The 21,097-nt window shown below is 71.8% G+C and carries 19 protein-coding genes; 7 read left to right on the top strand and 12 right to left on the bottom strand.

Annotation, left to right across the window (positions count from 1 at the left end):
- Positions 1 to 187 precede the first annotated feature (187 nt).
- The 4 genes from ACIBG4_RS18875 to prcB all read right to left on the bottom strand — a co-directional run bounded on the left by ACIBG4_RS18875 (position 188) and on the right by prcB (position 3,970).
- Positions 188 to 808, bottom strand: coding sequence for a hypothetical protein (locus ACIBG4_RS18875; protein ID WP_397202834.1), 621 nt, complete (start codon positions 806 to 808; stop codon positions 188 to 190).
- A gap of 92 nt (positions 809 to 900) precedes the next feature.
- On the bottom strand, positions 901 to 1,818 hold the full coding sequence (locus tag ACIBG4_RS18870) for an SIMPL domain-containing protein (RefSeq protein WP_397202833.1): 918 nt from the start codon (positions 1,816 to 1,818) through the stop codon (positions 901 to 903).
- Positions 1,819 to 2,261: 443 nt separating this feature from the next.
- Positions 2,262 to 3,101 carry a proteasome subunit alpha gene (gene prcA, locus ACIBG4_RS18865; protein ID WP_397202832.1) on the bottom strand — a complete coding sequence of 280 codons (840 nt, stop codon included), beginning with the start codon at positions 3,099 to 3,101 and terminating at the stop codon, positions 2,262 to 2,264.
- 20 nt (positions 3,102 to 3,121) lie between these two features.
- Positions 3,122 to 3,970: a proteasome subunit beta gene (gene prcB / locus ACIBG4_RS18860; RefSeq protein ID WP_310709052.1), complete on the bottom strand. Its 849-nt coding sequence runs from the start codon at positions 3,968 to 3,970 to the stop codon at positions 3,122 to 3,124.
- Positions 3,971 to 4,177: 207 nt separating this feature from the next.
- On the opposite strand from prcB, the gene ACIBG4_RS18855 reads away from it, so the two are divergent.
- Positions 4,178 to 5,287 (top strand): DNA polymerase IV, encoded by a 1,110-nt coding sequence (locus tag ACIBG4_RS18855; protein ID WP_397202831.1) that lies wholly within the window; start codon positions 4,178 to 4,180, stop codon positions 5,285 to 5,287.
- Here the strand turns inward: ACIBG4_RS18855 and ACIBG4_RS18850 are convergent.
- Together ACIBG4_RS18850 and ACIBG4_RS18845 are read right to left on the bottom strand one after the other, a co-directional pair.
- Entirely contained in the window at positions 5,263 to 6,252 is a 990-nt protein-coding gene (locus ACIBG4_RS18850) for an endonuclease domain-containing protein (protein WP_397202830.1), read from the bottom strand. The two genes, ACIBG4_RS18855 and ACIBG4_RS18850, sit on opposite strands and share 25 nt — an antisense overlap.
- 50 nt (positions 6,253 to 6,302) lie before the next feature.
- Positions 6,303 to 6,512 carry a ubiquitin-like protein Pup gene (locus ACIBG4_RS18845; protein ID WP_355449279.1) on the bottom strand — a complete coding sequence of 70 codons (210 nt, stop codon included), beginning with the start codon at positions 6,510 to 6,512 and terminating at the stop codon, positions 6,303 to 6,305.
- Between the two features lie 148 nt (positions 6,513 to 6,660).
- Between ACIBG4_RS18845 and ACIBG4_RS18840 the strand changes: the two genes are divergently transcribed.
- On the top strand, positions 6,661 to 7,068 hold the full coding sequence (locus ACIBG4_RS18840) for a hypothetical protein (RefSeq protein ID WP_397202829.1): 408 nt from the start codon (positions 6,661 to 6,663) through the stop codon (positions 7,066 to 7,068).
- Positions 7,069 to 7,152: 84 nt separating this feature from the next.
- Here ACIBG4_RS18840 and dop read toward each other — a convergent pair whose 3' ends face one another.
- From dop to ACIBG4_RS18820, 4 genes are all read right to left on the bottom strand, one after another.
- The gene (gene dop, locus ACIBG4_RS18835; RefSeq protein ID WP_310709047.1) at positions 7,153 to 8,667 is read right to left on the bottom strand and encodes a depupylase/deamidase Dop; all 1,515 of its coding nucleotides are present in this window, start codon (positions 8,665 to 8,667) and stop codon (positions 7,153 to 7,155) included.
- Positions 8,668 to 8,753: 86 nt separating this feature from the next.
- On the bottom strand, positions 8,754 to 9,878 hold the full coding sequence (locus tag ACIBG4_RS18830) for an acyltransferase family protein (RefSeq protein WP_397202828.1): 1,125 nt from the start codon (positions 9,876 to 9,878) through the stop codon (positions 8,754 to 8,756).
- A 127-nt stretch (positions 9,879 to 10,005) separates the two neighbouring features.
- Positions 10,006 to 11,769, bottom strand: a complete 1,764-nt coding sequence (arc, locus tag ACIBG4_RS18825; RefSeq protein WP_310709045.1) for a proteasome ATPase — start codon at positions 11,767 to 11,769, stop codon at positions 10,006 to 10,008.
- Positions 11,770 to 11,973: 204 nt separating this feature from the next.
- Entirely contained in the window at positions 11,974 to 12,834 is an 861-nt protein-coding gene (locus ACIBG4_RS18820; RefSeq protein WP_310709044.1) for a tRNA (adenine-N1)-methyltransferase, read from the bottom strand.
- A gap of 55 nt (positions 12,835 to 12,889) precedes the next feature.
- Here ACIBG4_RS18820 and ACIBG4_RS18815 point away from each other — a divergent pair, with 55 nt between their 5' ends.
- Positions 12,890 to 13,981 (top strand): GNAT family N-acetyltransferase, encoded by a 1,092-nt coding sequence (locus tag ACIBG4_RS18815; protein ID WP_397202827.1) that lies wholly within the window; start codon positions 12,890 to 12,892, stop codon positions 13,979 to 13,981.
- Positions 13,982 to 14,135: 154 nt separating this feature from the next.
- Complete coding sequence (locus ACIBG4_RS18810) at positions 14,136 to 14,651, top strand: hypothetical protein (protein WP_397202826.1); 516 nt, start codon at positions 14,136 to 14,138, stop codon at positions 14,649 to 14,651.
- Between the two features lie 28 nt (positions 14,652 to 14,679).
- On the opposite strand, the gene ACIBG4_RS18805 is transcribed toward ACIBG4_RS18810, so the two are convergent.
- Positions 14,680 to 16,290, bottom strand: coding sequence for an FHA domain-containing protein (locus ACIBG4_RS18805; RefSeq protein ID WP_397202825.1), 1,611 nt, complete (start codon positions 16,288 to 16,290; stop codon positions 14,680 to 14,682).
- Between the two features lie 418 nt (positions 16,291 to 16,708).
- Complete coding sequence (locus ACIBG4_RS18800) at positions 16,709 to 17,845, bottom strand: site-2 protease family protein (RefSeq protein ID WP_397202823.1); 1,137 nt, start codon at positions 17,843 to 17,845, stop codon at positions 16,709 to 16,711.
- A 113-nt stretch (positions 17,846 to 17,958) separates the two neighbouring features.
- On the opposite strand from ACIBG4_RS18800, the gene ACIBG4_RS18795 reads away from it, so the two are divergent.
- From ACIBG4_RS18795 to ACIBG4_RS18785, 3 genes are all read left to right on the top strand, one after another.
- The gene (locus ACIBG4_RS18795) at positions 17,959 to 18,819 is read left to right on the top strand and encodes a RecB family exonuclease (RefSeq protein ID WP_397202822.1); all 861 of its coding nucleotides are present in this window, start codon (positions 17,959 to 17,961) and stop codon (positions 18,817 to 18,819) included.
- 360 nt (positions 18,820 to 19,179) lie between these two features.
- Positions 19,180 to 20,400 (top strand): sensor histidine kinase, encoded by a 1,221-nt coding sequence (locus ACIBG4_RS18790; RefSeq protein WP_397202821.1) that lies wholly within the window; start codon positions 19,180 to 19,182, stop codon positions 20,398 to 20,400.
- A complete protein-coding gene (locus tag ACIBG4_RS18785) occupies positions 20,397 to 21,080 on the top strand; it encodes a response regulator transcription factor (protein ID WP_310709037.1) in 684 nt (227 codons plus the stop codon). Before ACIBG4_RS18790 ends, ACIBG4_RS18785 begins: the two co-directional genes overlap by 4 nt.
- Positions 21,081 to 21,097 lie beyond the last annotated feature (17 nt).

Genomic DNA, 21,097 nt, shown 5'->3' with positions numbered 1-21,097 from the left:
GCCGTCACGCGTCGCGGCCCCTCTCGCGTCCGGCGACTCCACACCCCCGTCCTGCCCTCGGCATCCGCACGCGACCCCCTGTGGGCCCGCCGCCGTTCCAGGGCCGCCCGGATACGGGAACGCCGCCTCCTCCCGGGTGGGAGGGGCGGCGCGTCACGGCTGTCCTGGACGACGGCCCGCGAGGAGGTCAGGGGGTGTAGATCTCCTGGACCTTGACGATCTGACCCTTGTAGACGGTGATCAGGGACGCCTGGCCGTTCTTCTTGTGCCGCTTGAGCAGCACCGAGCGGGAGCAGCGCTGGTCGCCGAGCCCGGTGGAGCGGCTGACCGTCATCTGCGACATGGTGGCCTTGCAGCCGAACGCCGACAGGTACACGACGTCCTTGGCGACGGGCGAGGCGTAGGCCGTCACGTCACCCTCGGGCGGGCCGACGAAGAAGCCCTCGGTCCGGGTGCCCTTCTTCCACTTGATCGGCTCGTACTCGGCGACACTGCCACGGACCACGGTGATCCATCCGCGCAGGATGCCGTCGTGCCGCGAGCGGATGCCCTTGGTGAAGTCGTGCTTCGGGTCGGCCTGGAAGGTCGTCCCGAAGATCTTCGGGGCCTTGAAGTCCGGAATCGGCCGCCGAGCCGCGACGGCCTCGAAGGGGGCGGTGGAGGCGCCGGTGAGGGCACCCGTGGAAGTGCCCGTCGAGGCGCCCGTGGAAGTGCCTGTGGAAGTGGACGCCCCGGCGGCCGCGCCGGAGGTCAGGACCAGGGCCGCGGTGGCGCCGCCCGCGAGAAGCGTACGCAGGGAAGTCTTCACGGACAGATGAGATCCTGCGCCTCCCGCCGGAGTTCGACCCATCAATGGTGACATAGGTCACATTCTCCGGCGGGGGGCGTTCACCGGCCGGGTCAGATCAGCTCGTACACCACGTTGACGATCACGGACACCGACGACTCGCCGGGGCTGACGAACGCACCGTCGGCCATCGCGTACTGCCGTGTCGGCGCCTCGGCCTGCTCGTCCATCCGCACGACCCGGCCCACGTGCCGGCCGGCCAGCGCCGCGAGCTGCCGCGCCTTGGCCAGCGCGTCCCGGTAGGCCGCCGCCCGCGCCTGCTGCACGAGCGTCTCACCCTTGGAGATCTCGAACGTGACGCCGTTGATCTGCACCTCGTCGCCGACGGCCGCGACGGCGTCGATGACGGCGTCGGCCCGCGACAGGTCGCGCAGCAGCACCTCCACGCCCTGGGAGGCCCGGTAGCCGACCACCTGGGCGCCGTCCTTGTACTCGGCGCCGAGGGTGAGGTTCTCGGTCCGCAGGTCGTTCACGGAGATCCCGGCGCCCTGGACGGCGGCGGCGAGCCGGGCCCGCGTGGCCTTGGCGGCGCTGAACGCGGCGGCGGCGCGGTCACGGCGCACCTCGACGCCGACGCTGAGCCGCATGACGTCGGGCGGCGCCTGGACGGTTCCGCGTCCGACGACGGTGAGCTGCGCCGGCTCCCCCGGCCACGTGCCGGCCGTACGCGAGGAGACGCCGGACGCCCCCGAGACGTGAGGAGCCGTACGCGAGGAGACGCCGGGCGATCCCAGGGCGTGGGGGGACGGACGTGAGGAGGCGCGGGAGGACGGCCCCGGGGAGGCGGGACGTGGCGTGCGGGCGACGGCCCCGTGGGACACGTGCCCGGCGGGCCGGGAGGCGTGCGGGGTGGCGGGGCGGGCGAGGGAGGGAGACTCCGGCTTGGGCCCGGCGGACGCGAGCGCGGGGACGGCCTGCGCTCCCAGGAGGACGAAGGTGGCGGAGGCCACGACGGCACTCAGTTTGATCATGGGGTCATGGCAGCACCCGGCAGCCCGGCCGCCCCGCCGCCGACACCCGGCCCGCCCGACATTTGACCGAACCCGGCGGCCACGGGGATGGCACCGGGCCGTCCCTTTACCGACGCCCACCGGTCCCGCCGCATATGCCCGCACAGAAGCCCGGCCGTTCTGCCCATCCGCCCGTTCTGCCCATCGGGCCCTCAGCCCATCCGCCCGTTCTGCCCATCCGCCCGCCCGCTTGCCCGCCCACACACGCGGGCGCTGGGGTTCAGGGGCCGTCGGATGCCGAGCGGCTGGGATGCGGGCAGCTGGGAGGCGGGAGGCGAGCGACTGGGAGGCGGGCGGTTGGGAGGCGAGCGACTGGCAGGCGGGCGGCTGGGAGGTAAGCGACGCCGACGGCCTCCACGGCGCGTGGAGGTCGTCGGCGCGGGTGGGGAATGCCGCCGGGATCGCTACAGCGGCGAGGAGCCGTCGTCGATGTCGCCGTCCGGACCCGTGGGCGGCGGGGTGCCGCCGGACGGGGGCGTCGGGCCGGTGGCCGGGGCGGCGGGGCCGGTCTCCGCGGCGGGCTCCCCGGAAGGCTCCCCGGCGGGGCCGGTGGTGTCAGGAGACGCCTGCGACAGCAGCCGCTCCAGGCGGGCGGCCGGCAGCCGGAGGAACTTGCGGTGCTCCCGGTTGCGGTCCAGCACCGCCACCTCGAGCTGCCCCATCGGCGGTCGCTCGCCCCCCGGCTCGGTCAGCGCCGCCATCGCGACCTCCAGCGCGTCGGCCAGCGGCATGCCCTCTCGGTAACGCTCCTTCAGCCGCGTCGACACCGCCTCCGCCTGCCCGCCCATCGCCGCGAAGCCGTGCTCGTCGAACACCGAGCCGTCGAACGTCAGCCGGTAGATCGCGTCACCGTCGGCGGCGTCGCCCACCTCGGCCACCACGACCTCCACCTCGAGCGACTTGATCGACTCGGTGAAGATACGGCCCAGGTTGGAGGCGTACAGGTTGGCCAGGCCGCGGCCGGTCACGTCGGAGCGGTCGTAGGTGTAGCCGTTGATGTCGGCGTAGCGGATGCCGCCGAGCCGCAGCTCCTCGAACTCGTTGTAACGGCCCACCGCCGCGAAGCCGATGCGGTCGTAGATCTCGCTGATCTTGTGCAGCGCCCGCGACGGGTTGGGCGCCACGAACAGGATGCCGTCCTCGTACTGCAGCACGACGACGCTGCGGCCCCGCGCGATGCCCTTGCGCGCGTAATCCGCCTTGTCCCGCATGATCTGCTCAGGGGACGCATATCCGAAAGGCATGGACACCGTGATGGTCCTTTCTATCGCAGCGGGGCGATGGGGCCGTCAGGAGAGATCAGCCGGGCCTCGAGCATCTGCTCGACGTAGCCCGACACCTGCTCATCCGTCAGCCGGCGGAAGCCGTCGGCGTCGATCACCGACACGATCGGCCAGATCTTGCGCGTCACGTCCGGCCCGCCGGTCGCCGAGTCGTCGTCGGCCGCGTCGTACAGCGCCTGGATCAGCGTCATCACCATGTCGTCGGCCGAGGCCCCGTCGCGGTAGAGCTTCTTCAGCGAACCACGCGCGAAGATCGAACCCGACCCGATCGCGTCGAACCGCTCACGCTCGTACGGGCCGCCCGCCACGTCGTAACTGAAGATCCGCCCCTCGTCGCGGTCGGGATCGTAGGCCGCGAACAGCGGCACCACCACCAGCCCCTGCATCGCCATGCCGAGGTTGCCGCGGATCATCGTGGCCAGGCGGTTGGCCTTGCCCGCCACCGAAAGGGTGCGGCCCTCCATCTTCTCGTAGTGCTCCAGCTCCACGCGGTAGAGGCGGGCCATCTCGATGCCGGTGCTGGCCGTGCCCGCGATGCCCATGCAGGAGTAGTCGTCGGCCCGGAAAACCTTCTCCACGTCACGCTGGGAAATGATGTTGCCGGAGGTCGCCCGGCGGTCACCCGCCATCACCACGCCGCCCGCGAAGGTCGCGGCGACGATCGTGGTCGCGTGGGGAACCTGGTCACCGATCGGGGTGGCGAGGACCTTGTCACGCTGCGGCAGGATGTCAGGCGCGTACCCCGCGACGAACTCCGTGAACGAGGAACTCCCGGTGTTGTGGAAAAGGTGGTTCACCAAGCCGGCGGGCAGATCCCTGTGCGATGCCACGCGACTCCCTCCCAAAGGTCAGTGTTCCTAGAGCGACCCTACTCATGTTGTGTTGCTGTCTGCACTTCCCACGATCAGCTCACGGCGAACCGGTCACCAGATCGTTTCTTTACACTCGCCAGAGCACCGGCCCCTCCCCCCCCGACGCGGCGGCCGCCGCCGGGCACGAAACGGGCGTCAGCCCTCTGAGCGGGACATACTTGCAGCATGTCCACCGGGCCCACCGACTCGACGGGATCCACCGGATCCGGCCGCGACTGGATCCTGCACGTGGACCTCGACCAGTTCATCGCCGCCGTGGAGCTGCTGCGCCACCCCGAGCTGCGCGGCCGGCCCGTCGTCGTGGGCGGCTCCGGCGACCCCACAAAGCCGCGCACCGTGGCCGCCACCGCCACCTACGAGGCCCGCGCGTACGGCGTCCACTCGGGCATGCCGCTGCGCACCGCCCTCAGACGCTGCCCCGACGCCGTCTTCCTGCCCGCCGACCGGCCCGCCTACGAGGCCGCCTCCGAGCGGGTCATGGCCACGCTGCGCGGCCTCCCCATCCGCCTGGAGGTCTGGGGATGGGACGAGGCGTTCGCCGGCGCCCGGACCGACGACCCCGAGGCCCTGGCCGCCGAGCTCCAGCGGGCCGTCCTCACCGCCACGGAGCTGACCTGCTCGGTCGGCATCGGCGACAACAAGCACCAGGCCAAGCTGGCCTCCGCCTTCGCCAAGCCCGCCGGGATCTTCCGGCTCACCACCGACACCTGGCGGGAGGTCATGGACGACCGGCCCACGGACGCCCTCTGGGGCATCGGGGCCCGGACCGCCGGGAAGCTCGCGGACCTGGGCCTGCACACGGTCGCCCAGCTGGCCGCCGCCGACCCCGCCGAGCTGGCCCGCCGCTTCGGTCCCACCAACGGCCCCTGGTACCGCTACCTCGCCCTCGGCCACGGCGAGTCGGAGATCGTCACCACCCCGTGGGTGCCGCGCGGTCACAGCCGCGAGACCACCTTCCCCCACGACCTCACCGACGCGGCCGACATCGCCGCGCACGTCGCCACCCTCGCCGGACAGGTCGCCTCGGACGCGGCCGCCGAGAACCGCGCCGCCGTCCGCGTCTCCGTCAAGGTGCGATTCGCCCCGTTCCTCACCCGCACACGCCAGACGAAACTCGCGGCACCGACCACGGACCCCGCCGAGCTGACCCGCGTCGCCCTCGCCGTCCTCGGCCGGTTCGACCTCACCCGCCCCGTCCGCCTGCTCGGCGTCGGCGTCGAGTACGCCCCACCCGACGGCGAACAGGCCCCCTACACCCTCACCACCCTGGAATAGAACTCCGACCAGGCATCCTCATCCACCTGCTCCAGCCGCGCGAACTCCTCAGGGGACAGCTCCACCTCGGCGTAGCACTCAGCCTCCTCGGGCGTGGCCGCCTCCACGTAGGCCAGAGCCCGCCGCACCACCCCGGCGTCGTCCCGGAACTGCCCGATCCCCGTATTGCACGGCAGGCAGAGCGCGAAGCGGACATCACCCGTACGGTGACAATGATCGACATGCTCCGGCGGGCGGTCCCAGCACACCACGCACAGCCCGAACTGGTCGGCGATCATCCGCTCGACGTCCTCGTGCCGCACCCCGTAACGCTGCGACAGGTGGTACGACCTCGTCCGGGCCACCTCCCCGCCCGGCCGCCCCTGCGGCGGCACCACGAACTCGGGCCGAAACCCCCATCCATCGAGATAGAAGGCGGCCAGCTCCAGCAGCACGGTGTTGTCGCCGAAGTGCCCCAGTCCGTTGTTGCAGTTGAAGCACAACACGCCGCGCACCCGCCCGCTGCTGTGGCAGTGGTCGACGAACGTGCCCGGTACGGCACGGCAGATGGCGCACAGACCGCCCTGTTCCGCCAGCATGCGGTCGAAGTCAGCCTCGGTGATGCCGTAGCGGTACTTCAGCAGATAATTCCGCTCGCTGCCGTGGTTTCTGATCTTGTTGTCGAGCATCACCCGGGCATGGCACGGCTTGCAGTACGAGGTCAGCCCGTCCTTGCTGGATCGGTTACTGCCGAACTCGGCATGTGCCTTGATCTCTTCGCACCTCGGACAGTACTTGTGGCCGGGGGGCGGCACCACCCGCTCACGCACGACCTTGCCCTGTTCGGCCTTGCGCTTGCGGTAGCTCCGGGTGGAGCGGACCTGGAAGCAGGGCTTGCAGTAGCGCGCACGGCCATCGGCCATGCGCTTGTTGAGCCCGAACTCGGAGAGCGTCTTGACCTCCCCGCAGTCCGGGCACCGCTTCAAGCCCTCATCGCTTTCCACACTCTTGCCCTACTTTGCCCGTCCGTTTCGTCCTACTGTCCGCCCTTTTGGACGTAACTGCGCACGAACTCCTCTGCGTTCTCTTCGAGAACTTCGTCGATTTCGTCCAGGATGGCGTCGACGTCGTCCGTCAGCTTCTCCTGGCGCTCCTGGACGTCGGGCGCCGCCGACGCCTCGGTCTCCTCGACCTCGCCCTCACGCCGGCCGGCCTGCTTCTGACCTCCGGAGTCCCTGTTCGCCATGTCGTACCTCCACTCGGGGGACTGCCTCTTGAGGCATATCTTCCCCGAACCGGGCGACATTTCGCGCCGAAGGACCGGCGATCTTGCCGGTTTGTCTGGATAGCTGTACTATCCAATACGCCCCAGACGCTCTGCCAGGAGGTTTCCCGTGTCCCCCGCGTCCCTGACCATGGCCGGTGTGCTGCTCATCACCGTGCCGACGATCGCCTTCGGCGGCGTCACCCTGCTGAAGTTCCTCATGCGCGGCGTGCCGGGCTACGTCGACAACCCCGTGCGGCGCGGTCTGTGGCGGGCCGGGCACGCCCACGCCGGCGTGCTGGTGCTGTTCAGCCTGGTGGCCATGCTCTACGTGGACCAGACCGGCCTGTCGGAGGGCCTGAAGTGGCTGGTGCGGGTGCTGATCGTGGCCGCGCCCATCCTGATGCCCCTGGGCTTCTTCCTGTCGGTGATCAGGCCGGGCGACACGAAGCCGAGCCGCCTGATCGGGCTGACCGTCGCGGGGGGCGCCTGTCTGGCCGTGGGCGCGCTGTCGCTGGGCGTGGGCCTGCTGATCTGAGCGGCCGTCGCCTTTACGTCGTAGATCAAAAGAGCGGCGTCCCGGACGAGGGCCGGGGACGCCGTAGAAGTGCCGGTGGGAGGGTCAGTCGCCGCCGGTGAGGGCGGCGACCAGGTCGGCCGCGGTGCGGCAGCGGTCGAACAGCTCGCCCACGTGCGCCTTGGTGCCGCGCAACGGCTCCAGGGTGGGGACGCGCTGCAGGGACTCGCGGCCGGGGATGTCGAAGATGACGGAGTCCCAGGAGGCCGCGGCGACCGACTCGCTGTACTGGCGCAGGCAGCGTCCGCGGAAGTAGGCCCGGGTGTCGGTCGGCGGGTTCTCCACGGCGCGCTGGACCTCGTCCTCGGTGACGAGGCGCTGGATGCGCCCGCGCGCGACGAGGCGGTTGTAGAGGCCGCGGTCGGGCCGGATGTCGGAGTACTGGAGGTCGACGAGCTGGAGCCTGGAGTGGGACCAGGGCAGGTTGTCGCGGGTGCGGTAGCCCTCCAGCAGCTCCAGCTTGGCGACCCAGTCGAGCTCGCGGGACAGCTGCATGGGGTCCTCGGCCAGGCGGGTGAGGACGGACTCCCAGCGGTCGAGGATGTCCTTGTTCATCTCGTCCTGGGCGGTGCCGCGCTCCTCGACGTACTTGCGGGCCTGGTCGAGGTACTCCATCTGCAGCTGGACCGCGGTGAGCCGGCGACCGTCGCGCATGGAGATCTCGTAGCGGCAGGTCGGGTCGTGGGAGACGGCGCGCAGCGCCTGGACCGGGTTGTCGACGGCCAGGTCGCGGGTGATGAAGCCGTCCTCGATCATGGCGAGGACGAGCGCGGTGGTGCCGAGCTTCAGGTACGTCGAGATCTCGGACATGTTGGCGTCGCCGATGATGACGTGCAGCCGCCGGTACTTCTCCGGGTCGGCGTGGGGCTCGTCGCGGGTGTTGATGATGGGGCGTTTGAGCGTGGTCTCCAGCCCGACCTCGACCTCGAAGAAGTCGGCGCGCTGGCTGATCTGGAAGCCCTCGCCGCGGGAGTCCTGGCCGATGCCGACCTTGCCGGCTCCGACGACCACCTGACGGCTGACGAAGAACGGGGTGAGGTGGCGGACGATGTCGGCGAAGGGGGTGGAGCGCCGCATGAGGTAGTTCTCGTGGCAGCCGTACGAGGCGCCCTTGGCGTCGGTGTTGTTCTTGTAGAGCTGGATGGGCGCGTTGGACGGGATGGCGGAGGCGCGCTGCGCCGCGTCGTACATGACCCGCTCGCCCGCCTTGTCCCAGAGGACGGCGGCGCGGGGGTTGGTGCACTCGGGCGTGGAGTACTCGGGGTGGGCGTGGTCGACGTAGAGGCGGGCGCCGTTGGTGAGGATGACGTTGGCCAGTCCGAGGTCCTCGTCGGTGAGCTGGCTGGGGTCGGCGACCTCTCTGGCGAGGTCGAACCCGCGGGCGTCGCGGAGGGGGTTCTCCTCCTCGAAGTCCCAGCGGGCCCTGCGCGCGCGGGCCGCCGAGGCCGCCAGATAGGCGTTGACCACCTGCGAGGAGGTCACCATCGCGTTGGCGCCCGGCTGACCTGGTACGGAGATGCCGTACTCGGTCTCGATGCCCATCACCCGACGCACCGTCATGCAGCACCCTCTGTTCGTCCGGATCTGCCTATCCGCCGTTTATATGCCCGAGCCTATGCCCTTCACAGTGCCCCAGGGTCACAGAGTTATGGCACCGACGCCTTTTCCACCTGTACGGCCGGGGCCGGTCGGGCCGGTGAGTGGCGGCGTGGCTTGAGCAGACGCTGGATCGGGCGTTCGGCAAAGGTGTAGACGAGATACGACAGGAGGATCGCCGCGAGCGCGGTCACGGTCGCGGTGAGCCATGGGGGCAGGCTGCCGGTCAGGCGCGGGACGAGGGCGACCGCGACGGCGGAGTGGAGCAGGTACAGCGGGTAGGTGGTCGCGCCGAGCGCGGTGAGGACCTTGGACGGCTTGAGCCGGAGGAGGCCGAGGGCGACGAGCGCCATCACGGCGAAGACGAGGGTGATGGTGATGATCACGGAGACGTCGGTCACCGGCATGTTCTTGAATCCGGCGACCTTGATGCGGCCGTGGACGCGTTCGAGGGCGGAGTGGAGGGACATGGCCCATCCGGCGACGACGTAGAGCCAGGGTAACCAGGCGCTGCCGCGCTTGTGGATGAGGTAGAGGGCCATGCCGGCGACGAAGTAGGGGGCGTAGCGGGGCATGACGAACTCGTTGAGGAGGTCGTTGCCGAGCAGTTCGGCGCCGAGGGCCGCGGCGAGCCAGACGCCGCCGAGGACGAGCACCCGCCCGTAGGTCACGCCGATGATGACGAGGATCGCCATGATCAGGTAGAAGCGGAGTTCGGCCCAGAGCGACCAGTAGACGCCGGCGGCGTCGGTGACGCCGAACAGCCGCTGGAGCATGGTGGCGTTCACGGCGTACTCGCCGGGGGTGAGCTTGGGGTCCAGCGCTTTGGCGCCGGTGAGGCCGTACAGGGCCGCGACGGCCGCCAGGCTCAGCCAGTACGCCGGGTAGAGGCGGACGAGCCGGGAGCGGGCGAAGGCGCCCAGGGAGCGGCCCCAGGCGCTCATGAGGATGACGAAGCCGCTGATGACGAAGAACAGCTCGACGCCGAGGATGCCGAGCCCGGCCAGGGGCGCGACGGCGGGGAACAGCTCGGCGGGCCGGTCGCCCCACACGGAGGCGTAGGCGACGAGGTAGTGGAAGGCGAGCACGGCCAGGGCGGCGGCGAAGCGCAGCAGGTCGAGCTCGGCCAGCCGGCCGTCCCCCCGGGCATGGCGCGGCCGGTTGCTGAGATGCACGACCCTTGGACGTCACGTCGATCACTTCGGTTCCCGCGGTAACAGCTTTCACAGACCGGCGCGGGGCGGAATGCGAGAGGGGCGCGCGGGTGACCCGCGCGGCCCTCTTCGAGGTGACGGGACGCGACTACAGGTACTGGCCGGTGTTGGCGACGGTGTCGATGGACCGGCCGGCTTCGGCGCCCTGCTTGCCGGAGACGAGCGTGCGGATGTAGACGATCCGCTCGCCCTTCTTGCCGGAGATGCGGGCCCAGTCGTCGGGGTTGGTGGTGTTGGGCAGGTCCTCGTTCTCGGAGAACTCGTCCACGCAGGCCGTGAGCAGGTGCTGCACCCGCAGGCCCTTCTGGCCGCTTTCGAGGAACTGCTTGATGGCCATCTTCTTGCCCCGGTCGACGATGTTCTGGATCATCGCTCCGGAGTTGAAGTCCTTGAAGTACAGGACCTCCTTGTCGCCGTTGGCGTAGGTCACCTCGAGGAAGCGGTTCTCCTCGCTCTCGGTGTACATGCGCTCGACGACGCTCTGGATCATGCCGTGGATGGTCGCCTCGCGGGAGCCGCCGTGCTCGGAGAGGTCCTCCGGGTGGAGCGGCAGGCCGGCCACGAGGTACTTGGAGAAGATGTCCTTGGCCGCTTCGGCGTCCGGCCGCTCGATCTTGATCTTGACGTCCAGGCGGCCGGGCCGCAGGATCGCCGGGTCGATCATGTCCTCGCGGTTGGAGGCGCCGATGACGATGACGTTCTCCAGGCCCTCGACGCCGTCGATCTCCGACAGCAGCTGAGGGACGATGGTGTTCTCCACGTCGGAGGACACGCCCGATCCGCGGGTGCGGAAGATCGAGTCCATCTCGTCGAAGAACACGATGACCGGGGTGCCCTCGGAGGCCTTCTCCCGGGCCCGCTGGAAGACCAGGCGGATGTGCCGCTCGGTCTCGCCGACGTACTTGTTGAGCAGCTCGGGGCCCTTGATGTTGAGGAAGAAGCTCTTGCCGGACTGGCCGGTCTTCTCCGCGACCTGCTTGGCCAGGGAGTTGGCGACCGCCTTGGCGATGAGCGTCTTGCCGCAGCCGGGAGGGCCGTAGAGCAGCACGCCCTTGGGCGGGCGCAGCTGGTGCTCGCGGAACAGGTCGGCGTGCAGGTAGGGCAGCTCGATGGCGTCACGGATCTGCTCGATCTGCCGGGACAGTCCGCCGATCTCCTCGTAGGAGATGTCGGGGACCTCCTCCAGCACGAGCTCCTCCACCTCGGACTTGGGGATGCGCTCGTAGACGTAGCCCGAGCGGGGCTCCAGCAGGAGCGAGTCACCGGCTCTGATGGGCTGGCCCACCAGCGAGTCGGCGAGGCGGACGACGCGCTCCTCGTCGGCGTGCGAGATGACGAGGGCGCGCCTGCCCTCGTCGAGGAGCTCCTTGAGCATGACGATCTCGCCGACCTCTTCGTAGCCGAGGGCTTCGACCACGTTGAGGGCCTCGTTGAGCATGACCTCCTGGCCGCGCTTCAGCGAGTCGACGTCGACGGCCGGGCTGACGTTCACCCGCAGCTTGCGGCCGCCGGTGAACACCTCGATCGTGCCGTCTTCTCTGGCCTCCAGGAAGGTGCCGAAACCGGATGGCGGCTGCGCCAGCCGGTCGACCTCCTCCTTGAGGGCGACGATCTGGTCCCGGGCCTCCTTCAACGTGGCGACCAGGCGCTCGTTCTGGCCGGTGACGGCCGCGAGGTTCGCCTGTGCCTCGTGGAGGCGCTCTTCGAGGACTCTGGCCTGACGGGGTGACTCGGCCAGCTTCCGCCTCAGCGCGGTGATCTCCTCTTGGAGGAAGGAGACCTGTGTTGAAAGATCAGCGACCTCCCGTTCGCGCTGCGCGGCTCGAGCCTCTGCATCATCGCGAGCTGCCACGCCCCGTCACCTCCTTCCCAGTCGAGGGCGACTACTTAGGACCTTACCTATCTCGGGCCCCTCCGTAACCTGGCCGGGCAGTGTTCGTAGAGTGACATTCAGTGTTCGGTGAATAATCCTCTGTCGTGCGTTTAATCCTGCCAGCGCGGGAACCCGGCGGCTTGTTCCCGTCTCACGCACCAAAGCATCCCCGTGGCCGAATTGTCATAGTTCCTCGGTGGTTCCCTTCGGTCGTCGGCGACGTGGCGGGGGTGTCACGCCGTCCGCCATGCGGCGGGCGGTGACGAGGAAACCCGTGTGCCCGATCATCCGGTGATCGGGCCGTACGGCGAGTCCTTCGACATGCCAGTCGCGAACCAGGGTCTCCCACGCATGGGGCTCCGTGAAACTCCCGTGATCGCGAATGACCTCGACGGTCTTGGACATCTGCGTCGTCGTGGCCACGTAGCAGCAGATCACTCCCCCGGGTGTCAGCGCCTTGGCGGCGGCGTCCACGCACTCCCACGGGGCCAGCATGTCGAGGATCACCCGGTCCACGTCGACCTCGTCGATCGAGGCCACGAGGTCGCCGACGACCAGCCGCCAGTTGGCCAGCGGCCCGTCCTCCTCGGTGCCGAAGAACTTCTCCACGTTGCCGCGGGCCACGTCGGCGAACTCCTGGCGCCGCTCGTACGAGGTGACGTGCCCCTCGGGGCCGACGGCCCGCAGCAGGAAGCAGGTCAGCGCGCCCGACCCGACGCCGGCCTCGATGACGCGGGCGCCGGGGAAGACGTCGGCCATGCCGACGATCATCGAGGCGTCCTTGGGGTAGATCACGGCGGCGCCGCGCGGCATCGCCAGGGTGTAGTCCTGCAGCAGGTGCCGGAACGCGAGGTACTGGGTGCCGCCGGAGGAGCGCACCACGGAGCCCTCCGGCTGCCCGATCAGCTCGCTGTGGGGGATGGCGCCCTTGTGCGTGTGGAAGACGCCGTCCTGCTTGAGCGTGATCGTGTGGCGCTTGTTCTTGGGGTCGGTGAGCTGCACCTGATCCCCCACCTGGAACGGCCCATGCCTGCGGAAACCCATGGCGGCAAGGTTATAGGGCTTTCGACCGGCCTCTGACGCGCGATATGTATGGGTCATGCTCCCTCGTGCCGTCCTGTCCACCGGTTCCCTCGTCCTGCGCGCCCCCGCGGAGGGCGACGTGGAGGCGATGACCGCCACGGGCGCCGATCCCGTGGCGGCGAGGTTCCTGACCTCGCTGCCTTCGCCGTACACCGAGCGGGACGCCCGCGAGCACCTGGCCGTGGCCGCGCGCAGGTGGGAGGAGGGCGGCGCCGAGTTCACCATCGCGCAGGACGGCGCCTACGCCGGGGGGTTGCGCGTCTCGGCGCCCGACCCGTGGGGGGCGGTCGAGATCGGCTACCTGGTCGCGCCGTGGGCCCGCGGCAAGGGCGTGGCCACGGCGGCCGTGCGGGCGGTGACCGACTGGCTGTTCGACCAGGGCGTCCACCGGGTCGAGCTGCGGGTCGCGGCCGAGAACGTGGCGTCCCTGCGGGTGGCGCTGAAGGCCGGCTTCCGTGAGGAGGGCCGCCGCCGCGACGCCCGGGAGACGCGCGACGGGCGGCTGACGGACGACGTCCTGTTCGGGCGGCTCGCCCTCGACGCGGGCGAGGAGGTGCCGCCGTACCTCCCGCTGCTGGAGGGCGGCGAGCTGACGGACGGCGTGGTACGGCTGGTGCCCATCGAGCTCGGCGACGCCGGGGACTTCCACCGGATGATGGCCCAGCCCAGTGTGGCGGCCTACGCGATGGGGCCGGCGGCCACGCCGGAGGAGATCGAGCGGCGCTGCCGCAACACCGGCTACTGGTGGGTGACGGCCCAGCGGGCGGAGCTCGCGGTCCGCGACGCGGAGTCGGGGGCGTTCGCCGGGCACGTGCAGCTCGCGCACGTGGTGCCGGTCCTGGGGCAGGCCATGGTGGGCTACTCCCTGCTGGAGGAGTTCCGGGGCAGGGGCTTCATGACGCGGACGGTGCGGCTGCTCGTGGACTGGGCGTTCGCGAACACGCCGCTGCACCGGATCACGGCGGGCACGAACGAGCGCAACGGGGCGTCGCACGCGGTGCTGGAGCGGGCGGGGTTCACGCGGGAGTGCGTCCACCGGGAGCTGTTCCCGGCGGCGGACGGCACGCGGGCCGACGACGTCCAGTGGGTACGCCTGCGGCCCCGCTAGCCTGGGCACGCTCCCACATCTGGGCAGAAATCAGACTTTCCCGTTCGGGTCTGGCCAAGCGGCGCGGCGCGGTGAATACTCCGGGTCACCGCACCGGAGACGCGTGCGAAGAGGGCACGCGGTCTCTCCCCCCTCCGCGGAGGGATACACCTCGATGCCTGGCAACCGCGCTCATGTCGTCGTGCACGAACTCATCCGCTCCTTCTCCTGCCCGGACGCGGCGGCGCTGGCCGACCTGCTGGCCCGCGCCGCGGCCGACGTCTCCGGAACGGGGTACGCCGGTCTCGTCCGGGTGGACCCGCTGCGGGAGGCCGCCCGGGTCGTCCACCTGCACGCTCCCCCGGGCGATCCGCTGGGGGTACGGCCATGGCTCGCCGAGCCGGGCGTGCTCAAGCTCCTGACCCTCTCGGCGGGGCAGGTGCGCCTGCCCCGGGACGCCACGGTGGGCGAGCCGGGGTTCCTGGCCACGCCCGTGCCCCTGGCCGCCCGCGAGCAGCTGCACCTCTGGGTGGCCGGGCGGGACTTCGGGGACCACGACGAGCACCTGCTCAGCCGGCTCGCCACGGCCGGAGGACGGGCTCTGGAGGCGGCCAGCGGCCTGGAGGCGGCCGCCCGGCTCCTGCGCGGGGTGCACGCCTTCGGCGCGGGCCGTCCGGCGCCCACGCGATGACGGGGGCGCCGGAGGGTCACGCGGGGCGTCAGCCCCGGTGGGGCTCGAAGCGCATCGTGCGGGACACGCCGACCCGGACCGTCGTGCCCGGGGCGATCGTGACCGGCTCGTTGGGCGGGATGTCGTAGAAGTTGGGATCGCCCGGCGGCTGGATCTGGGTGCCGTTGACCGAGCCGAGGTCGACCAGGTTGACGTCCCAGCCGTCGAGCGCGACCCGCAGGTGGCGGCGCGAGACCGAGCCGTCGGGGCTGGTGACCTTGGCGGGACGGGCGGAGCCGCCGGCCACCTCGGGGGCGCGCTCGGGGTCGCGGCCCAGGAGGTAGTCGGTCTCCAGCGGCAGCGTGGTGCCGTCGTCCAGGACGAGGACGCCGAGCGACGGGCGGGGGCCCTTGTACGGGACGAGGGTGCGCTGCACCAGGGCGATGCCGCAGACCGCGCAGTACGGCGAGCGGGGGTCGTTGAAGTGGTCGTTCTTGCAGTCGACGCCGTAGACGAGCGGGCGGTCGCCGTGCTCGGGCTGCTCCTGCGCGTGCTGACCCGCCTGGCCCTGACCCTGGCCCGGCTGTCCCTGACCCTGCTGGTCGTACGGGCCCTGCTGGTCGAAGGGGCCCTGCTGGTCGTACGGGCCCTGCTGGTCGAAGGGGTCGGACGGCGGTCCGGAGGGCTGGGCGGGCTCGAAGTAGTCGGGCACCGCCGACAGGTGCGCGCCTGGCTGCTGCTCGTACGGCTCGGGCTGCCCCGGCTGGTCGTAGGAGTCGCCGGCGCCGTTGGGAGTGTGCGCGGGCTCGTCGTAGCTCGGGTAGCCGGACTGCGGCTGCTCGTGCGGCGGCTGGAACGGCGAGGCCGGCGACTGCTCGGCCGGCGACGGCGGGTAGCCCGCACCGCCCGCGGACGCTCCGGCGCCGGAGGGCTCCGGCGGCGCGTACGCCGGCGAGGACGTGGGCGAGTGCGCGGCCGGGGCTGCCTGCGGCCCCGACGGCGGTCCCGGCTGGTAGGAGGGCGCCTGCTGCGCGGGCGCCGGCGGCTGGTCGCCCGACATGGGGTAGGGCGGCATGTTGACCGGGGCGCGCTCGGGCGCCGGCGGCTGGACGAGGTCGGGCTCCATGTACAGGCCCGTGTTGGGCAGCTCGCTGGTGAGCGGCCCGGACGGGGCGGGCGCGGCCTGGTCGCCGAAGTCGCCCGCCAGGCCGCCGCCGTGGACCACGCCGCCGTCGAAGCGGACCGCGGGGTGCGGGGTGCCGGCGCCGGGCAGGGTCAGCTCGACCCGCTCGACCGGGCCGCCGATGAGCCGGTCGGCCCAGGTCAGCGAGTCGCTGCCGGCCAGCCTGGTCTGGCCGTCCGCGGTGGTGATGACGGCCGCGGCCGAGCCGCTGACCAGCACGGCGACGCCGCCGTCGCTGACCGGTCCGGCCACCGCGCAGGTGGCGGGGTCGCCCGTCATGTTGGCGGCGAGCACCTGGGCCGCGCGCCTGGCGAGGGCCCGGCCGTCGCCGCCGGAGGCGGCCGTCGAGCGCAACGCCTCGAGCAGGTCGCCGGCCGCGCTCTCGCCCGCGTCGCAGGCGAGCAGCAGCCCGCCGAGGTAGGCGACGAGGCCGTCCCCGGGAAGCGGACGCACCACGCCGAAGCCCTGGTCGGTCATGAGCCCTCCTTCACGCCGACGGTGCTGCGCTCGCGCTCAACGGTGCCCTCGCTGCGCTCGGTCACTCAACTCTCCTCCCCGGAAGCCGGCGACATCACGGCGCCCGCACTGCATTACGGCACCCGCACTGCCGTGCCGGCCACCAGCCCTTACGCGTCCCAGTGGCGGGGCGGCGCCGCGGCGGGGCGGTGCCGATCCGCCGGATCGTCGGATCGTCGGGCCGCGGCGAACCCCTCCGGTCTGTGAGTTCGGCCAAACGGAACACTATCGGCCAGCCGTCGCATCCTCGAATCGCCGGGGTGGGATCGGGCCGGCACGCATCCGGCCTGATCACCAGTTACGACACTAGCCGGGGGATGCCCGTTATTCGAGTGGGACAAATCAGACGCTCGGGCGGGGACACCGGTCGCGGGGGCGGTCAGACGCCGGCGAAGACGCGGTTGACGTCGGCCGTGGCGAGGACGCCGTAGATCTCGCCGGTCCGCTCCACCAGGAGGTACTCCGCCGCGGGGGTCTCCCGCATGGCGTCGATGAGGGGCTCGCCGGTCAGGTCGGCGGCGAGCACCATGGACGGCTCCAGCGACTTGGCCAGGGACGAGACGCTCACCCACGGGCGACGGTGCTCGGGGGTGGCCTGGACGGCGGCCTCGTTGACGATGGCGACGGGCCGGCCGTCGTGGTCGACGACGACGAGCGCGCCGGCCCGCCGCTCGCCGGCCTGGCGCAGCGCCTCGGCCAGCGGGGTGTCGGAGCTGACGGGGATGGCCCGCCGGGCCAGGGCGCGGGCGTCGACCTGCGGGATGCGGGCGCGGATGCGGGCCATGCGCAGCGACTGCGAGGCGCCCATCCAGATGAACGAGGCCAGCACCAGCGGCCAGATCATGCCCGTGGGATCGACCTTCTGACCGTTCATGGTGACCATGGCCAGCGGCGCGAGGACGAGCAGCACGGCCAGGACGCGGCCGCCCCAGGCGGCGGCGATGGTGCCGGTGCCGGGCCGGTGGGTGAGCTTCCACACCCCGGCGCGCAGCATCCGGCCGCCGTCGAGCGGCAGGCCGGGCAGGAGGTTGAAGACGCCGACGATGAGGTTGGACACCCAGAGCTGCCAGATCAGCTCCTGGGGGATGCCGCCGCCGTTGACGAGGTACAGGTCGGCGAGCAGGCCGGCGCCGCCGAGCACCAGCGAGAGCGCGGGCCCCGCCGCGGCGATCATGAACTCCTTGCCCGGCGTGGGCGGCTCCTTCTCGATCTCGGACACACCGCCGAGCAGGTAGAGCGTGATGCGGCGCACCGGCAGGCCGTAGGCCTTGGCCAGGACGCTGTGGGCCAGCTCGTGCAGCAGGACCGAGACGTACAGCAGGACCGCGAAGACGAAGGCGACGGCGTAGGCGGCGGGGGCGTCGAGCTCGGGCAGCGTGCCGCGCACGCGTTCGCCGTACATCCAGGTGATGAAGGCGGCGATGATGAACCACGTCCAGGAGACGTAGACCGGGATGCCGAACGGCCTCCCCATCCTCAGGCCGGAGAACTCCTGCTGGGGACTCTGCTCGCTCACCGAACTCCTCGCCGTCCGTCATAGGGTGCCGCTGCCTCGATGCTACGCGCCGGACGGGGTGATCCCGTTTTCACGGCCCCGTTCTGTCGGGGGATTGACCTAGAGTGCGGTGCATGACGTTGACCGATCCGGTGATCATCGGAGCTCTCTCCCCGTCCCGGGCGGGCGACTTCATGACGTGTCCCCTCCTCTACCGGTTCCGGGTGATCGACCAGTTGCCGGAGCGGCCGTCACAGGCGGCGGTGCGCGGCACGGTGGTCCACGCGGTGCTGGAGCGCCTCTACGACCTGCCCGCGCCCGGCCGCTCGGTCCGGGCGGCTCTGGAGCTGCTGGAGCCCCAGTGGCGGCGGCTGCTCGACGAGGAGCCCCAGTACGCGGAGATGTTCGCCGACGAGGCCGAGCAGGCCGCGTGGCTGGCGCAGGCACGGGGCATGCTGGAGCGCTACTTCACCCTGGAGGACCCGACCAGGCTGGAGCCGGCCGAGCGCGAGCTTTACGTCGAGGCGGTGCTGGAGGGCGGGCTGATGCTGCGCGGCTACGTCGACCGGCTCGACGTCGCGCCGAGCGGCGAGGTGCGGGTGGTCGACTACAAGACGGGCAGCGCGCCGGGGCCCGACTTCGAGGCCAAGGCGCTGTTCCAGATGAAGTTCTACGCGCTGGTGCTGTGGCGGCTGCGCGGCGAGGTGCCGAGGCTGCTCCAGCTCGTCTACCTGGGCGGCGGCGGCGAGGTGCTGCGGTACGCGCCCGACGAGGCCGACCTGCTGGCCACCGAGCGCAAGGTGCGGGCGCTGTGGGCGGCGATCGAGCGGGCGCTGCGGTCGGGCGAGTGGCGGGCGCGGCGCAGCCGGCTGTGCGACTGGTGCGATCACCAGGCGCTGTGCCCGGAGTTCGGCGGGACCCCGCCGCCGGTGCCCGCCCGTCAGCCGGGCGACACGGTGCGCCGCAACCGCCGGGCGGCGACCGACGAGCTCTAGCGGGACCTGGTCACCCGAGCCGGTCCGCCGTGCTCCGGCGGGACCTGGTCACCCGAGCCGGTCCGCCGTGCTCTGGCGGGACCTGACCGCCGGAGCAGGGCCGCCGGAGCGGCGCCGCCGGGCCTGGTCTGCCGCCGGGCCCTGGCCGGCCGCTCTCGGCCCGCCGGTGGCCCATGAGGGCTCTCTGGGGGGAGGTCCGGTTCCTCCCCTGGGAGGAGGTTCGCTGGGCCGCCCGGGCCTACAGTGGCAGGCACCCGCCCCCGTGGTGGGCCGGAGCGGCGACCTCACGCGGGGAGGGTCGCACGTGTCCCAGGGGTTCGCGCCCCGCCACCATCCCCGGAGGCGTCCTGGGAGCCTGTGGTGAGAGTGTGGGGCCGGGCGGGGCCGGGCCGGCGGGTGCTGGTCCGGGACACCCTGCCGGCCGTGCTCGTGGCGGGGGCGTCGGTGGTGCTGTTCGGCGTCCACGGTCGTGGGCAGCTCGGCGGGCCGGGCGTCCCGGTCGAGGGGCTGCGGGAGCCGGACGCGCTCGGGGTGGCGCTCCTGCTGCTGGCGTGCGTGCCCGTCGCGGTGCGCAGGCGATGGCCGCTGACCGGCCTGTGCGCGGCCCTGCTGCCCGAGACGGCCTTGGAGGGACTCGGCTACGGCACGGGACTGACGGGCGTCGCCGGCCTGGTGATGCTGTACTCGGTGGCCGCCTACCGGGGTCTGGCGGTGGCGCTGGGGGGCCTGGCCCTGGCCGTGGTGCTGTACACGGCGTCGATGGCGGCGGGGGCGGGCCCCCCGGCGGCCTGGAGCGGCCACCTGGTGATGATCGTGGCGCTGGTGGCGGTGTGGGGCGTGGGCCGGAGCCTGCGGCTGCGGCGCGCGTACATGGCGGAGCTGAAGGACCGCGCGGCGCGTCTGGAGCGGGCGCGGGCGGCCGACCGGCGGGCGGCCCGCGCCGAGGAGCGGTCCCGGATCGCGCGGGAGCTGCACGACGTGGTGGCGCACCACGTGAGCGTGATGACCGTGCAGGCGTCGGCGGCGCGCCGGGTGCTGGCCTCGGACCCCGAGCTGGCCGGTGAGGCGCTGTCGGCGATCGAGGAGACGGGCCGGATGGCGCTGACCGAGATGCGGAACATCGTCGGGGTGCTGCGGGCGGGCGCGCGGGCGGAGCTGGGGCCGCAGCCGGGCACCCGGGATCTGCCGGCCCTGGTGGAGCAGATGCGGGAGGCGGGGCTGGCGACCGGGCTGACGGTGCAGGGCCCGCCGGGGCCGATCCCCGCCGGTGTGGACCTGGCCGCGTACCGGCTGGTGCAGGAGGGGCTGACGAACGCGCTGCGGCACGCGGGCGCGGGCGCGACGGCGCGGGTGACCGTACGGCACGAGCCGCACGAGCTGGACGTCCGCGTCGAGGACGACGGGCGCGGCGCGGACGGCGGGTGGGGCGCGGACGGCGGCCGGGGCGCAGACGGGACCGGGCATGGATTGGTGGGGATTCGCGAGCGTGTGGCGCTCTATGGTGGAATTCTCAGCATCGGCCCGAGGCCAGGGGGCGGTTTCGAGGTGCGGGCGAGGTTCCCCCTGAAGGACGGACAATGACGATCAGAGTGCTGCTGGTGGACGACCAGCCGCTGCTGCGCACGGGATTCCGCCTGATCCTCGAGGCCGAGCCGGACATCACGGTCGTGGGGCAGGCCGGTGACGGCAAGGACGCCCAGGACCAGACGCGGGCCCTGCTGCCGGACGTGGTCCTGATGGACATCCGGATGCCGGGGGTCGACGGGATCGAGGCGACCCGGCGGATCGTGCGGGAGGCGGCGCCGGGGGCGCACGTGCCGAAGGTGCTGGTGCTGACCACGTTCGACCTCGACGAGTACATCGTGGAGGCGCTGCGGTCGGGGGCGTCCGGGTTCCTGCTGAAGGACGTGCCGCCGGACGAGCTGGTGCAGGCGATCCGCGTGGTGGCGGCGGGCGAGGCGATCGTCGCGCCGAGCGTGACGCGGCGGCTGCTGGACCGGTTCGCGGCGCGGCTGCCCTCGGCCTACGAGCAGCCCGCCCCTGCGCGGGTGGACCGGCTGACGGAGCGCGAGCTGGAGGTGCTGCGGCTCATCGCCAAGGGCATGTCCAACGCGGAGATCGCGGCCAAGCTCGTGGTGAGCGAGACGACGGTGAAGACGCACGTGGGCAACGTGCTGACGAAGCTCGGGCTGCGCGACCGGGTGCAGGCCGTGGTGCTGGCGTACGAGACGGGGCTGATCACTCCCGGGGCCCTGTCCTAGCGGCGGGCACGACCGCC

It is taken from the genome of Nonomuraea sp. NPDC050383, from assembly GCF_044459125.1.
In the GTDB taxonomy this organism is placed as follows: Bacteria; Actinomycetota; Actinomycetes; order Streptosporangiales; family Streptosporangiaceae; genus Nonomuraea.
The sequence above is the reverse complement of the archived record's forward strand: the minus strand, read 5'-3'. Positions and strand labels throughout refer to the sequence as shown.

Excerpts from the sequence above, each read along its gene's own strand:
- ACIBG4_RS18795 (WP_397202822.1), top strand. The coding sequence starts at position 17,959 with ATGACGTTGACCGATCCGGTGATCATCGGAGCTCTCTCCCCGTCCCGG.
- ACIBG4_RS18785 (WP_310709037.1), top strand. The coding sequence starts at position 20,397 with ATGACGATCAGAGTGCTGCTGGTGGACGACCAGCCGCTGCTGCGCACG.
- prcA (WP_397202832.1), bottom strand. The coding sequence starts at position 3,101 with ATGCCTTTCGGATATGCGTCCCCTGAGCAGATCATGCGGGACAAGGCG.
- ACIBG4_RS18845 (WP_355449279.1), bottom strand. The coding sequence starts at position 6,512 with ATGGCGAACAGGGACTCCGGAGGTCAGAAGCAGGCCGGCCGGCGTGAG.
- ACIBG4_RS18855 (WP_397202831.1), top strand. The coding sequence starts at position 4,178 with ATGTCCACCGGGCCCACCGACTCGACGGGATCCACCGGATCCGGCCGC.
- ACIBG4_RS18805 (WP_397202825.1), bottom strand. The coding sequence starts at position 16,290 with ATGACCGACCAGGGCTTCGGCGTGGTGCGTCCGCTTCCCGGGGACGGC.
- ACIBG4_RS18810 (WP_397202826.1), top strand. The coding sequence starts at position 14,136 with ATGCCTGGCAACCGCGCTCATGTCGTCGTGCACGAACTCATCCGCTCC.
- ACIBG4_RS18815 (WP_397202827.1), top strand. The coding sequence starts at position 12,890 with ATGCTCCCTCGTGCCGTCCTGTCCACCGGTTCCCTCGTCCTGCGCGCC.
- ACIBG4_RS18870 (WP_397202833.1), bottom strand. The coding sequence starts at position 1,818 with ATGATCAAACTGAGTGCCGTCGTGGCCTCCGCCACCTTCGTCCTCCTG.
- dop (WP_310709047.1), bottom strand. The coding sequence starts at position 8,667 with ATGACGGTGCGTCGGGTGATGGGCATCGAGACCGAGTACGGCATCTCC.
- ACIBG4_RS18820 (WP_310709044.1), bottom strand. The coding sequence starts at position 12,834 with ATGGGTTTCCGCAGGCATGGGCCGTTCCAGGTGGGGGATCAGGTGCAG.